Below are 14,447 nucleotides of genomic sequence, written 5' to 3'. Positions count from 1 at the left end.
GTGCTTTTTCCAAAACTGGCATAGGGTAGGCAGCAAATAAATTGAGCGTAGAAATAGATGAGTTCGGAAAGCAAACAAAAAATCGCCATTTTGGTTGATGTACAGAATGTGTATTACACCTGTCGCGAAGCGTATCGAAGCAACTTTGATTACAACCAGTTTTGGTATGTTGCCACACAAGGGAAAGAGGTGGTATGTGCTCGTGCTTATGCTATTGCGAGTAACGACCCTAAGCAGCGTCAGTTCCACCATATTCTTCGTGGTGTTGGATTTGAGGTGATGCTTAAACCCTACATCCAGCGTCGTGATGGCAGCTCGAAAGGCGATTGGGATGTGGGTATTACTCTCGATGCAATTGAAATTGCTCCCGAAGTTGAGGAAGTGATTCTAGTTTCGGGAGATGGAGACTTTAGTCTGCTAGTAGAGAGAATTCAGCAGCGCTTCAATAAAACGGTGACCGTTTATGGTGTACCTAAGCTAACATCCCAAACTCTGATTGATTGTGCCGACAATTTTGTCGCGATTGATGACGATTTCTTGCTGTAGTTAATAGTGCAATAAAGAAAGGCGAGTCACTCAGGCTGTACGAAACGTACAATGACTCGCCTCTAATTTATCCTTGATTTGGCTAGTTACGAAGGAATGATCATTTGCCCTAGCAAGTAACCCAAGCAACACGCACCAATCACGCCGATTAAGCCCACAGACATGAATGAGTGGTTGAAGTACCACTTACCAATCTTAGTTGTGCCCGAGGTATCGAAGTTCACAGTCGCGATATCTGAAGGGTAGTTTGGAATAAAGAAGTAGCCGTATACCGCAGGCATCAAGCCGATAAGCAGCGCAGGTTCCAAACCTAAGCCGAGACCAACAGGCAGCATCATGCGAGCCGTTGCAGCTTGAGAGTTCACCACAACCGACACAATGAATAACGCAAGCGCGAATGTCCAAGGATAGTTGGTTACCATCTCTACGATGCCAGATTTAAATTGAGGCATAGCGTACTGGAAGTAGGTATCTGACATCCATGCAATACCGAAGATAGCAATCGCCGCCACCATACCAGATTTAAATACCACCCCATTTGGTACGTCACGCGGGTCAGTTTTGGTCGCAAGCAAAATGATACCGCCGAAGCAGAGCATCATCATTTGAATCACAACTGCCATGCTGATTGGCTTCGAGCCATCTACGATGGTACGAATGTCTGGCCACATCGCGATAACGACGATAACCAAGATAGAAGCAATGAACAGCAATACAGAGTTACGAGCACTTGTTGGTAGTACTTCATCAAGAGACGTCGCAGTTGTGTTGAGGATCTTTTCGCGCCACACAGGATCTTTCAAACGCTCTTGGTATTCTTCATCGTCGTCTAGTTCTTTACCACGCTTTAGGCTGTAAAGTGACATCAACAACGTACCGAATAAGGTTGCAGGTACAGTAACGAGCAGAATTGAGAGCAGAGTGATCTCGTGTTGAATATCAGAGAGTTGCGCCAAGTAGTAAACTACGGCCGCTGAAATTGGTGATGCCGTGATTGCGATTTGAGAGGCGACAGAAGCGGCAGCCATAGGACGCTCAGGACGAATGCCGTTTTTAAGTGCAACGTCGCCAATGATTGGCATGATAGAGTAAACCGCGTGACCTGTACCAAGTAGGAAGGTCATAAAGTAAGTCACGAACGGAGCAATAAGGGTGACGCGTTTTGGGTTCTTACGAAGCACACGCTCGGCAACTTGCAGCATGTATTTCAAACCGCCAGCGGCTTCAAGAATGGAAGCACATGTTACCACCGCTAAAATGATCAACATAACGGTGACAGGAGGAGAGGTTGGCGGCATCTTAAAGATGAAGACTTCAATCACCAAGCCAATTCCGGATACGACCCCAAGGCCTATACCACCATAACGTGAGCCGATATACAGCATCACGAGCAAAAATAAAAACTCAAGATACAACATGTGGATTTCCTTATTCAAAACAGAGGGCTACATAGCCAAATTACCTCTTTGTATTGTCTCGATATTCAGAAAGAAAATACTTCATGTTGTTCACAATCCGCTGGATAAGAAACAGCAATATTCAATTATTGGCAATAACTCACGCTACACAGGGAAACTGTTAACACAGTTTTATCAGGGTGTTTTTATGCTGTGTATTTTTGCGATCATGTGAGCGTTAAATGCGAAGAGGTTTAAGAGTTTGTTGCTATTCATCGCATACGTAACCAGACCTTACAGCTTCACAGAACTCGGAAATACATTCATAACTAACCCTAAGAGTGCTTCTTTGTTATGAAAACGCAAAGGATAATAGTTTGCATTGCGATTGGTGCTTGGGTATAAAGGTGTCAGAATGACTACACCAACAATAAGCCATCATGTCTGAGCAATTTTTCCCGCAACTGTTTCAAACTTCGAGTGAGATTACACCTTACCTACACGGTGATATCGGCGAGATAGGGCAAGAAGCTATCCATATCGAAAATGATATCAACCCGATCATCCAAGGCCTTTACCAGCAAATCTCGGAGGCTCATCCGGAAGCGGGAAAAGCATATTGGTTGACAAGAACGTGGGATTTACTTTGTTGGCAGCCAGTTTATGTCGCATTCATCTCTATTTACGGTTACCACACGTTGCCAAACATTCGCGAGATAGCGCAGCACCTCAAACCTTGTTTTGTTTCTGGGTACCGATTCGCTGACGAAGCGCATATACATGGCGAGCCAGAGGCGTTGATAAAAGAGGCGGGGCGTCAAATCCGAGAACTGTTCGACTTCTATCAACAAGAGATGAGTCAATGGACACGCATTCGTCCTGGCTTCACCCATCAATTGATGTCGGACGGAATCATGGCTTGTTTAATTCGTCTCCAACAGCGCTTTCCGCAAATGACTAACTCGACACTTCAGGAGCATGCGGTCTTGTGGCTAAGCGCAATGGGTTTGGATGTTGATAATAGCCGCTCACTTCATGAGACGGAATCAGATCAGTCGCTAAAGTTAGTAAGAAAAAGTTGTTGTTTAGTCTATAAGTGTGAAGGCAGAAAGCTTTGTGCAGATTGTCCTCGTTTAGAGGAAAATCGACAGCTTATGAGCAAGAAGGTTCTTAATTAACATTTATTTAACTTGTGTAACAGTGCTCGATTTGAGAGTGAGAATAAGTATCATTGCATGCTCTTGTTGACAACAAAAAGATAAATACAATGATGAAAAGGACGTTTTCTTTCAATCTCATCGTACTTGCGATGAGCAGTGGATACGCAGTTAGCTCAATAGCAGCAGAAGATCTTCAACAAACATCGACTCCAAGCGATGAGCAATTGGTTGTTGTAGGCAGTGTGATGCCGAAATCGATCTCCGATATTCCAGGAACGGTTTGGTTTGTTGGCCAAGAAGAGATTGCTCAGCAATATCGTGCGGGCAAGACACTGGGTGATATTCTTTCTGCAACCATCCCTTCTTTAGACGTCGGCACCGGTGGTCGAACTAACTATGGTCAGAACCTTCGCGGTAGAGCAATGTTGGTAATGATTGATGGTGTCTCGTTACAATCTTCTCGCCCGATTAGTCGTCAGTTAGACGCAATAGACCCATTCAACATCGAGCGAATTGAAGTACTATCTGGTGCAACCTCCATTTATGGTGCAGGCGCTACTGGTGGTGTTATTAACATTATCACCAAGAAAGCGTACTCGGATGACTTGTCGTTTGAATCCTACGTGAGTGGCACTACAGGCTTTAATAGCAGCGATGACTTTGATTACAAACTCGCTCAGTCTATCTCGGGTGGTAATGAGCGAATTACCGCTAGAGGTTCGGTTGTGTACACCGAGACACAAGGTGCATTTGACGCAAATGGCGACATTGTCACCCCAGACATTTCACAGGGCTCTTTGCAGTATAATTCAACGCTCGATGTTATGGGATCGACCGAGATTCAAATCTCCGATGCCAGCAAGTTAAACCTTGTCGCACAATACTATGACAGCCAGCAAGACTCGCCATACGGTTTGTACATTGTTAACAATAAATTTGTTGATGTACGAGAGGGGTTCGATTCCGACCGTGAACATGGTACAGAGCGAGTTCTCTTAAGTGCGAACTACGCTCACGACAGCGTATTCGGTCATCAACTGATAGGCGAGTTATCTTACCGTAGTGAAGACCAAACCTTTACTCCTTATTACCAAAGTGCCTCTCAACAAAAAACAGAAGTTTTTGCTGGGCGCTTAGCGTTAGCTAAAAGCTGGGAGTCATTCAAACTTGTTTATGGTGTCGATGCGTACTTAGACCGTTTTGAAAGTAACCAGGCTCTGTTCGATCCAACCATTGCGAACAGCTCTGGGAACTTAATTAATCGAACCTATGCCGAAGTGGGGCGTTACCCAGATGTTGATGTGGCGTCTTACGCAATGTTTGTCCAAGGGGATTACCAAATCAATCAAGATTGGTCAGTACAAGCAGGCTACCGCTACCAATACATGGACAATAAGATTGATGATTTTGTTGCCTATAGTATACAAAAGAAGATCGCATCGGGTAATGGTGTATCAGCGGATGCGGTACCAGGTGGCAGCACTGACTACTCTGTGAGCTTATTTAATTTGGGCACCATTTATCAGCTTAACGATGAATCTCAGCTTTGGGCGAACTTCTCTCAAGGTTTCGAACTCGCTGATCCTGCAAAGTACTACGGCCAAGGTAGCTACGATGCCGCGGATGCAAATGGTCACTACGCGTTGAACAATAGCATTAATGTATCTGACTCAAAAATGTCGGGCATCAAAACGGACAGCTATGAAATTGGTTACCGATTAGATACGGATACTGTCGCACTGCAAGCGGCGGGTTACTATTCGGTTTCGGATAACTCAATCAAGTATGACAAGAAGACGCTCCTAATCACCAATGTTGATGACGAGCAACGTGTATACGGTGCCGAAGCAAACATTAACTACTGGGTAAACCGTGATATTTTGTTAGGTGCATCAGGTCACTATGTGGTTTCTGAGCTTAAAACCAACGGTAAGTGGGAAGATCTAAGCGCGGGTAAAGCAAGTACATCAAAAGCGAACGCGTGGGCGGCTTACTATCAGGATGGCTATTCAGTACGTTTACAAAGCCAGACGATGTTTGATTACAAAGATGACGCAAACAATAAACTAGATGGATACACTACGTTTGATCTTCTTGGTAACGTAACACTACCTATCGGGCAGTTAGGTTTTGGTATTCAAAACCTATTTGACGAAGACTACACAACCGCTTGGGGACAACGTGCGCAGATTCTTTATGCAGCACACTACGATGCTGCAGCGTACGACTACAAAGGAAGAGGTCGCACATTCACACTGAACTACAGTGTCGAATACTAAAGCTAACTATCTCCGAATATCAAAAAAGCCGCTTGAAGCGGCTTTTCTTTTAGGCTTGATCTGTCTGCGCTGTGTCTACAACGTCGTGTGTTCTGAAGCTTGGTTTTGTTCTTCAGCTTCCATTTTCGCGCGTTCAGCTTTGGAGATATAACGCGGCTTATTGCTCTTATGTAGCTTAGCGTTATGCTTCTTCTGCTTCGCTTTCAAGATCTGATTGATTTTCTTCTTGCGGTTCATGGTGGTGGTCCTTTAATTTAGCGAGGCAGGATAGTTACTTTTTTATCAAGTTACAACTAAATAAGCGCCGGTATCGGTCGCAAAATTCAAGTACGTTCCTATGTCCAATCATCTATCGCGTTTTAATGGAGCCCAAATGAAAACACTGTACACCGAACGTTTGATACTGCGTCTTGTGAGTGTAGATGATGCACCATTTATACTAGAACTTTATAACCACCCAGACTTCTACCGTTTTGTCGGAGACAAACAAATTCGTACCGAATATGAAGCGGCGCGTTACATAAAAGAAAACATGCTACGCATGCAACAAATTAAAGGCGTGAGTTTACTCGTTGTAGAGAAGAAAGAAGATGGGCAACCCATCGGGATTTGTGGGTTGGTTAAACGTGACACATTACAACACTATGATCTCGGATATGGATTTTTACCTTCCGCTTATGGCTACGGCTACGGAACGGAGTCTGCAACCGCAGTGCTGGAATACGCTAGAGAGGAAATGAAACTCGATAATTTGGTTGCCATCACCAACAATGACAATATTCGTAGTATAAGTTTGCTCAAAAAACTGGGCTTTGAGTTTGAACGAGTTGAGCAGCAATATGATAATGGCCGCACGTTAGAACTTTACACAATGATGTTGTGATTTTTGGATAGCGCATGAGCGATATTTTACTTGGCAAACTCGCCACTGAATTTAAGACAGTAAAAGCCATGGTAGAGGTTTACTGTCATGACCATCATGGAACAAAACGTGACTTATGCTCAGAATGTCGTGAGCTGCTTGAATACGCAGAAGTGCGCCTCGACCGCTGTCCTTATGGAGAGAATAAACCGACGTGTAATAAATGTCCGATTCACTGCTACAAACCAGAGCCGAAAGAACAAATGCGTTTGGTCATGCGTTACTCTGGCCCCAGAATGTTACTGAAACATCCCATCTTGGCGGTTCGTCATTTGCTTCATGAAAAGCGAATGGTACCGGAAAAGCCTGCAGCGAACGCGTCAAACCGTCACAAGCGTTTATCTAAACAAAAATGCGAAGAATAAAAAAACGAGGGCGACATGCCCTCGTTTTCGTTGAGTAGAAGCGGCGTGGTTAGAGGCCAGCGGCCATACGCTGCTTGGTTTTGCTCGCAGCAAGTAGCATGTATACGCCAGTCGCAACCAAAGCGGCAAACAAGTAGCCTAGTAAGCCGTGTTCTTGGCCCATAAATTTATCAGCGACAACTGGGCCAGCAACAGAGCCGATGCTGTAGCTAAACAGCATGACTTGTGTCGCAGAGACAATAAAGCGTTCATCAAGACCTTCGCAACCTAAGTTGATTGCAATCGGGTACAAAGCAAAAGTAGCTGCACCTAAAAAGAATAATGCAGCAGCCAATACCACGGCTGACGAGGAAATAAAGGTCATACCGATCGAAAAAATACCCAAAATACAGAAAAACGCCATTAGCACTGTGCGGCTCATGTATTTGTTTAACGCGGTCACCATTGGTTGAACTAGCATGCCACCTAGAATCACTAGCGCCATCAATGTACCAATGTCTTGATGGCTAATTTTACGGTTAGTTAACTCAACTGGCATTAATCCGTAGATCGCACCTAAGGTCAAACCTGAAACAACACAACCAATAATTGCTGCATGGTTTAGTTTGGCAATTTGCTTAAATGATAAAGCGGTTGATTCATGGCTGTTTGGCTGCTCACAATCAATGAACATTAACACCAGCATAGCCATTAGGATCAACGTCGTGATCGCAATAAACGGAACGCCGCCACTTACGCCAAGCACGCCAATACCAAACTGGCCTAATGCTGAACCACCATAAAGCGATAGCATGTACAAGCTCAAACGTTTCGCACGCGATGCTTCGTCTCCAGACATTAGCCAAGATTCAACAATGACAAAAACACCAGCAACCGCGATACCCGCAATAAAGCGAGCGGCAAGCCACATCAATCCGTTAGCAAACACGGGTAGTGTGACGATAGTTAGCGAAAATACGGCCAAGCAACCAATAAACGCGTTACGGTGACCAACTTGACGTACGATACGTTCAATAAAAATAGCACCGGTTAATAAGCCGCCATAAAACACACTCGCCAACCAACTCGCGTAATCTGCTGAGATGTTGTATTCACCGAGCATGAGAGGGATCAAGCTCATTAAATAGCCCGAAGCCACCGCATAAAGAGACAGTGCGACGACTGGAACTGTAACTCGTGGTGATGCTGCAGGAACGACTGTGTTTTCCACTGTTTTGCGCCTATAAGTTAAATGAAATCTAAGGGTTATTCGGCGCGAATATGAGGCTAATAGTTAGGCAAGTAAAATGATAAATTTAAGTCGTTTCGACAAATAATATTTATTAACTAGATAGGTTGATAAGTTGCATAAAAACGCCAACCTACAAACAAGGTTGGCGTGGAAGATTATTTAGTAAGTGCTTGATTTAACCATTGATCGAATTGAGTTTTAGGTAACGCACCATTGATCATATCAACACGTTGACCATTTTTGAAAACCATAATGGTAGGAATGCTGCGAATACCAAATTGCGCCGCAAGTTGTTGTTGAGCTTCGGTATCAATCTTAACAAAACGAGCCGTTCCGGCTTGCTCATCAGCAACATCAGAGAAAACAGGAGCAAAACCAACGCACGGGTTGCACCATGGGGCCCAAAAATCTACTACAACAGGCATATCACTTTGTAATAGAGCAGAAAAGTTATCTTGTGTACCTTCGATAGGCGAGCCGTCTAAAAGTGCACTTTTACATTTACCGCAAGTTGCAGATTCGGCAACGCGCTCATTAGGGACACGATTTAGACCGCCGCACGAAGGGCAGCGAGTTTTAAACGATGACATGACTTCTTCCTTTATTACGTATTGATGAAAACATGACTTACCAGTCAGCCTCATTATTTGTATACTTATTTTTTAACCTGCCGAAATAACGCAGCGCAGGTTTGTATTTGAGCCTAAGGTTCTAAGAAATTTTATTAAAATACAACAATAAATAGGTCTGCGATGACAAATTACTACGCTGAAATTACAGGTTGGGGGAAATGTGTTCCGCCAGCCGTGCTCTCTAACGATGATCTTAGCACTTTCCTCGATACTTCCGATGAGTGGATTCGTACCCGCACTGGTATCGAAAACCGCCGTATTAGTCATGTAAACACGTCAGACATGGCGACCGTTGCTGCTAAACATGCATTAGCTCGAGCAGGCGTCGATGCGACAGACGTGGATTTAATCATTGTGGCGACTTGTTCACCAGATTCATTGATTCCAAATATCGCGTCTAAGGTACAGCAGAACCTAGGTATTCGTGCTGCCGCTGCCTTTGACTTAAATGCCGCATGTACGGGATTTGTCTATGGCCTAGAAACGGGCACACGTTTGATTCAATCAGGTAACTATCGTAACGCGATCATTATTGGTGCGGAAAGATTGTCTTTCTACATCGATTGGGCAATGCGAGATACCGCTGTTCTATTTGGTGATGGTGCGGGCGCCGTTGTGTTATCAAGAACGGAAAAAGAAACGGGTTTACTACAGTCTCAAATCGGTTGTGACGCAAAAGGCCGCGATATTCTGTCCGTACCAAAGTTTGGTACTTGTATGGATCGCTTTGCGGAAGACAACGGTTACTGGGATTTCAACTTTGTAGGACAAGAAATTTTCAAACGTGCAGTAAAAGGCATGGGGCTAGCTGCGAAAACCGTACTGAAAGCATCACAGTTAACGACGGAACAAATCGATGTTGTGATTCCGCATCAAGCGAATATTCGTATTATTCAAACCTTGTGTGACCTGTCTGGAATTCCACACGACAAAGCGTTTGTTAACATTCAAAACTATGGCAATACTTCAGCTGCGACGGTGCCAATTGCATTGTGTGAAGCGGTAGAGCAAGGTCGAGTTAACCCTGGTGATAACATGCTTCTTGCTGCGTTTGGTGCAGGTTTGACATGGGGGGCGGCAGTATTGAAATGGGGTGACCGTGTAACGCCAATTTCTGAGAGTGATGCTGCATTACCTGAATGTAAGCAATCGGCACTTGAGTTGTTAGAGCGCGCAATTAAGCTGTGCAACGAACGCCGTCGAGACGAGGTGTAACGGACACTCTGCAAACATAAGATGGGTAAGGGAGCGCGAGGCTCCCTTATTTAATGATGCGTTCTACAGCTAACCTGTAAAATATCTTACGACATAAAACCCAGGTTTGAATGAGTAAAATTACGGATGTTCGGGAACACGTATTCCAGTGCAGCGTTATCACTCACGCCCATCCACTGCGCTAGTGTTGAACCAACTTGATCAGCGGCAATTTTGGGTATGAGTCGGCCTTGAGAGTAATCATCGTTTCCGCCCAGTATTAGTTCCGGCCATGTACCGATAGGTTGTTTCCCATTTACCGCGCCTCCAATTAATAGTTGATGGCCACCCCAGCCATGATCGGTACCATTTCCGTTGCTCATCATCCGTCGACCGAAGTCAGACATAGTGAAGGAGGTGACTTGCTTGTTTAGCCCTAACCGTTCGACCGCACGATACATTGCTAAAAGGTTTGTCGCGAGATCCTCAAGTAACACTGGATGACGTGCCAGTTGCGAATCGTGTAGGTCATACCCAGAGTGTTTAACGAAAAAGACTTGTCGTTGCTGCTTCAGGACATCTTGGCTTGCTATCAATTTGTACACGGTTTGCATCTGCTTGCCGAGCGTCGACGACGTAAACAGCGGCTCGTCAGCAATGTGGTTGAGTTGCTCGCTCAGTACACTGCTCATTACCATCGACTCATCAACCATCAAATTAAAATGACCATTAAATGGATTGTCAGTTTGATGAGAGAGAAGGCGATCATAGATACCTTTGTATAAAGGGTTATCAATCGCGGTAAGCTGAACCGCGCGATCTTTTTTCAGGACGGTTTGGCGGTGTTCCATTGCCCGTAACCAAAGCGAGTTGCCATGCACACTGTATAGCGGTGTTATTTCTGATTCAGAGTTTAATACATCCAACATTCTGCCAGCCCAACCAAGATTTTTAGACTCGCTCATTCCACCAAGTAACCAAGCGTCTGTTTGAGAATTATGAGAAAACAGTTGCTCGGGAAGTGATGCTTCACCTTGCTCAATAGCTTGTTTGGTGACGGGATGGTTGAGAATGCCACTATTGAGCACGATGCTGGCATCGCCTTGTTCGAAAACGGAAGTTAACGCATTTAACTTTGGGTGTAAGCCGAGCTTCACTGGGTGATTTGAGCTATCGACAGCACTCAAATTGATAGGGAGTATGTCTTCTTTGGCGACAGAGAGTGGGCCTCTGACTTTGGAATATTGATGATAGTGCGCCTCCGATAATGGCAGTATGGTGTTGAATGCGTCGTTTCCGCCTGCTAAATACACACATATTAATGCTCGAAAGTCATTGGATGGCGCTGCGAGAGAGTAACCTGGCAGACTAAGAGAGGCTAGTGCGCCCATCGATAGCGTGCTTTGTATAAAATGTCGTCGTGAAATATCCATAATTCACTCCTAATCCTGAATATAGAATTCGTCGCCAGAAATGGCGGTAAATATCACTAGAGCGAGTTTTGTTGTTGGCACATAGTCCCCACGATAATCATTCAGGGCGGTGAGCATGAGCTCTTTCAATTCAGCAGAAGCCGTTCCAGCAAAGAAACGCTCGTTAACCAATTCGACTAAGGCACGGTGATTGTCCAGAAGAAGATAAAACTCGTTAAGATCGAAGTGGTAGGAATCACCACCTCCTCTACGAGTGCTGGTTAACATATAGTTGACCAAATCGGTATAAACAGACCAATTGAGAAGTTCATACTCTGGAGAGTTAATACCAGACTCCGTAAACTCGTTAGACGGCTGATAGTCTGGAGAGTAAAAATTAAACACGGAAGGAGAACGAAGCGGCCCTTGATTAGCGATGTTCATCATCGTTGTTGCGTCTTCGTAACGTGATCCTTTAACCGTAAAACCTGATGCTCGATGAAAATTAGTCAGGACCAGTATCGGTTCTTTCACTTTTATAGGCCGGGTATCCGTCATCCCTAATGCTTCAGGGTCGAGCAATATGGCTCGAACAACGGCGGTTAGATCGCCTTTTTCTCCTTCCCCATTGTTGTTAAATATCGTAGCAACACGCGCGACGTACTCTGGGCTTGGATTTGAACTGACCAAACGTTGGATAAGTAACTTTGAAACAAATGGAGCAACATTTGGGTGAGACATCAACATATCAATCACTTTTGAAAGCTCTTCTTGTGCGGTTAGACCCGGTGGGATCACGTTCCCTAGAAATCGCTTCTCGCCGGTGTCGTGTCTTTGACTGATAACTCGCATCGGTTTCACGAATGCGATGTCGGAATTTTTCCATCCAGTTAATGCTCGCGCGAGCTCTTGAATATCAGTTTGATTGTACGTGGGGATAGGTTTGCCTGTTGCGTGGTTTAGCTTTTTACTGCCATCTAAATTGAGTTCATACAAACCGATAGTGAATAACTGCATTAACTCTCGAGCAAAGTTCTCATCGGGAAGCGTTCCTGTCGCACTATTTTCTTTTGCACTACCGAGCATAGACAAATAGCTCCCCATGACTGGATGGATGGAAACGTCATACAACAGGTCTCGGTAGTTGCCAAACGCATGCTCAACCAACAGATCGTAGTAATTCACTAACCCTGTAGGTTTGCTGGAAAGAACGCCGCCATAACGAGAAACGACTACGATCTGACTCAATGCATAAGCCGTTCGCTGCCTAAGCTGATCTTCAGCAGTAACAACAATTTGATACCAAGCATTTTCGCGGTTTGACTGTAGGCCTTTAGAAAAAGGCGTTTGATAAAGTGGTTGATGGTAGGTTGCTGGCAGGTTGATTTGTTTCTGTATCCAATCCTCTAACCCGTTTTCCCTAACCTCATTAATTAACGCAGGTGTTGGTCCAAAAGAGGTTTGATAGAGAAAACGCGCAACGGTTTGATCGGATGGGGATTGCTGTATTTGTGCTGATACATTAGACACATGGCTCAGCAATAAGATAGCCAATCCTAGTACCCAAGCAGAGATTTTATTTAGCTTCTGACGTCTCATAGTTAACTCGCTTACCCGAAGTAACGATTTAAGTCCATTTAACGGGAGTTATTAAGCTCTTTTGAGCTGTTTAGTAAATTTATGAAAATCAAGCAGCTGCATAGGCGAGTATAGTAGCTATAAGTGGTGAACAAAAAACTCAAACGATGAATTTGGTACTATAGTGCTAGAAGTTTTTGATGCTATTTTTTCTAAGATACTGATATTAAATATGGCCAGTGAAGAGTAATAAGCAGAGATATCGCAATGGATATAGAAGGGGGACAGCTAAAGTACTGTTAACAAGAGATTGGTATGTTTGTTAAGGCTTAAGTTAGTTTCAAAAAATTATTGAGCCAATAAATAAAGTCCATTGGTTTGCACAAGAGAAAACCACACGGATGTTCTCTTGTACAAAGCAACAAAGGTTATTTTCGGGCAAGCTTATGGTGAGCACGAGAAAAGTGATCGGCACAAAATGCGCCCACAATCGAGAGTTCGCCAGCCAGACAAAGCGCAGCTGCGACTTCGGCTAACGCTTTCGCATTACCGTTGCCGTGCAACCCCAAAATATCCAAACATGCTTTTTGCGTTGGAAGGCCAGTGCCCCCGCCAACTGTTCCCACCATGATGTTTGGCAAGGTCACGCACGCGTACAAGTTGCCTTGAGCGTCCACATCCATACGAGTGATTCCAATGGCAGACTCTGCAACGCAAGCGGCATCTTGACCACAAGCAATGTACAGCGCGGCAAGGGCGTTTGCGTAATGCGCGTTGACGCCAATTGTCCCGCTGAGTAAACCGCCCACTGTGGTCATTTTGCCAAATTGAACCATAGACTCCGGCGTCGTATGCAGATATTTTTCCACCAACTCAGCAGGAATGGTCACTTCGGCGGATACTTTCTTACCGCGTACCGAGCGCAGTGTGTGCGCGTTTGGTTTTTTGTCGCCTGATAAGTTGCCATCCAAGAATGCTTGAGTTGGTTTGATTGGGCTGGTCGCCAAAATATGATGGAACACTTCGTTTGTTGCGATGGTCACCATGTTTTGTCCGGAAGCGTCACCAGTCACGTATTCAAAGACCAAATAAACATGGTTTCCTTCGATATTTACATTGATGTCTTTGAGTTTGCCATGTGAGGTGGTGGATTCCGCAATTTGACGAAATACGTCAAACTGGGTCACAACCCAACTGACGAACTGGCCAGCGTCGGCAAGGTTATTAAAGGCGAACACTGGTGTTCGGCTCACCCCTTCACTTAGTAACAATGCGCTCGCGCCACCAGCGGCGGTGATAAGATTTGCGCCACGGTTGTAGGAAGCGACTAACGCGGCTTCTGTCGTTGCAAGCGGAACCAAAAAGTCATCGTTCGCATACAAGCCGTTGACGCGCAAAGGGCCTGCAATGCCGACCGGCACATTAACAGTACCAATGAAGTGCTCGATGTTGTTGGAGTAAGCATCGCAATGTGACTGCGTGAAAGGATCAAGGAGATGATCTTTATTGGTCACGTGTTCCAATACTTGCCAACGGCGCGCCAAATGCTTATCCGATAGGCCAGGGCTTAAGCAGAGACGTTTCTCTGGCTTGTGAAACTTCGGTTCTAATGCCGATTGAATCTTACTGCTGGTTTCGATATCGGAAAGGGCGGAGCTTTGAACAGGGTTATCTTGGTTTAACTTCGGCATACAAACGTTAACTGAAAAATCGAACCAGAGATTGTAGTGA

13 protein-coding genes are annotated in these 14,447 nt (G+C 44.8%); 6 read left to right on the top strand and 7 right to left on the bottom strand.

Annotated features, from left to right (window positions below; all coding sequences use genetic code 11):
* The first annotated feature begins 57 nt into the window (after positions 1-57).
* Positions 58-546, top strand: coding sequence for an NYN domain-containing protein (locus R7Q39_RS05925; RefSeq protein WP_017634650.1), 489 nt, complete (start codon positions 58-60; stop codon positions 544-546).
* Between the two features lie 86 nt (positions 547-632).
* Here the strand turns inward: R7Q39_RS05925 and R7Q39_RS05920 are convergent, their stop codons facing one another.
* Complete coding sequence (locus R7Q39_RS05920) at positions 633-1,964, bottom strand: anaerobic C4-dicarboxylate transporter (protein WP_005376060.1); 1,332 nt, start codon at positions 1,962-1,964, stop codon at positions 633-635.
* A gap of 419 nt (positions 1,965-2,383) precedes the next feature.
* Here R7Q39_RS05920 and R7Q39_RS05915 point away from each other — a divergent pair, with 419 nt between their 5' ends.
* Together R7Q39_RS05915 and R7Q39_RS05910 are read left to right on the top strand one after the other, a co-directional pair.
* Positions 2,384-3,121 (top strand): siderophore ferric iron reductase, encoded by a 738-nt coding sequence (locus tag R7Q39_RS05915; protein WP_005376062.1) that lies wholly within the window; start codon positions 2,384-2,386, stop codon positions 3,119-3,121.
* Positions 3,122-3,210: 89 nt separating this feature from the next.
* On the top strand, positions 3,211-5,382 hold the full coding sequence (locus tag R7Q39_RS05910; protein WP_318075908.1) for a TonB-dependent receptor: 2,172 nt from the start codon (positions 3,211-3,213) through the stop codon (positions 5,380-5,382).
* Between the two features lie 75 nt (positions 5,383-5,457).
* Here the strand turns inward: R7Q39_RS05910 and R7Q39_RS05905 are convergent, their stop codons facing one another.
* Entirely contained in the window at positions 5,458-5,619 is a 162-nt protein-coding gene (locus R7Q39_RS05905) for a DUF2986 domain-containing protein (RefSeq protein ID WP_318075907.1), read from the bottom strand.
* A gap of 136 nt (positions 5,620-5,755) precedes the next feature.
* On the opposite strand from R7Q39_RS05905, the gene R7Q39_RS05900 reads away from it, so the two are divergent.
* Positions 5,756-6,265, top strand: a complete 510-nt coding sequence (locus R7Q39_RS05900; protein ID WP_005387984.1) for a GNAT family N-acetyltransferase — start codon at positions 5,756-5,758, stop codon at positions 6,263-6,265.
* Positions 6,266-6,279: 14 nt separating this feature from the next.
* On the top strand, positions 6,280-6,669 hold the full coding sequence (locus tag R7Q39_RS05895) for a nitrous oxide-stimulated promoter family protein (protein ID WP_005387988.1): 390 nt from the start codon (positions 6,280-6,282) through the stop codon (positions 6,667-6,669).
* Positions 6,670-6,718: 49 nt separating this feature from the next.
* On the opposite strand, the gene R7Q39_RS05890 is transcribed toward R7Q39_RS05895, so the two are convergent.
* Together R7Q39_RS05890 and trxC are read right to left on the bottom strand one after the other, a co-directional pair.
* Positions 6,719-7,879 (bottom strand): MFS transporter, encoded by a 1,161-nt coding sequence (locus R7Q39_RS05890; protein WP_151515542.1) that lies wholly within the window; start codon positions 7,877-7,879, stop codon positions 6,719-6,721.
* 176 nt (positions 7,880-8,055) lie between these two features.
* On the bottom strand, positions 8,056-8,490 hold the full coding sequence (trxC, locus tag R7Q39_RS05885) for a thioredoxin TrxC (protein WP_213877365.1): 435 nt from the start codon (positions 8,488-8,490) through the stop codon (positions 8,056-8,058).
* Between the two features lie 162 nt (positions 8,491-8,652).
* Here trxC and R7Q39_RS05880 point away from each other — a divergent pair, with 162 nt between their 5' ends.
* The gene (locus tag R7Q39_RS05880) at positions 8,653-9,747 is read left to right on the top strand and encodes a ketoacyl-ACP synthase III (protein WP_086047382.1); all 1,095 of its coding nucleotides are present in this window, start codon (positions 8,653-8,655) and stop codon (positions 9,745-9,747) included.
* Between the two features lie 86 nt (positions 9,748-9,833).
* On the opposite strand, the gene R7Q39_RS05875 is transcribed toward R7Q39_RS05880, so the two are convergent.
* From R7Q39_RS05875 to R7Q39_RS05865, 3 genes are all read right to left on the bottom strand, one after another.
* On the bottom strand, positions 9,834-11,159 hold the full coding sequence (locus tag R7Q39_RS05875; RefSeq protein ID WP_158173096.1) for a DUF1501 domain-containing protein: 1,326 nt from the start codon (positions 11,157-11,159) through the stop codon (positions 9,834-9,836).
* 9 nt (positions 11,160-11,168) lie between these two features.
* Positions 11,169-12,737 (bottom strand): DUF1800 domain-containing protein, encoded by a 1,569-nt coding sequence (locus tag R7Q39_RS05870; RefSeq protein WP_318075906.1) that lies wholly within the window; start codon positions 12,735-12,737, stop codon positions 11,169-11,171.
* A 407-nt stretch (positions 12,738-13,144) separates the two neighbouring features.
* Positions 13,145-14,407 (bottom strand): hydroxymethylglutaryl-CoA reductase, encoded by a 1,263-nt coding sequence (locus R7Q39_RS05865; protein ID WP_318075905.1) that lies wholly within the window; start codon positions 14,405-14,407, stop codon positions 13,145-13,147.
* Positions 14,408-14,447 lie beyond the last annotated feature (40 nt).

This window comes from Vibrio sp. 947, from assembly GCF_033339115.1.
GTDB classification, from domain to species: Bacteria; Pseudomonadota; Gammaproteobacteria; order Enterobacterales; family Vibrionaceae; genus Vibrio; species Vibrio alginolyticus.
The sequence above is the reverse complement of the archived record's forward strand: the minus strand, read 5'-3'. Positions and strand labels throughout refer to the sequence as shown.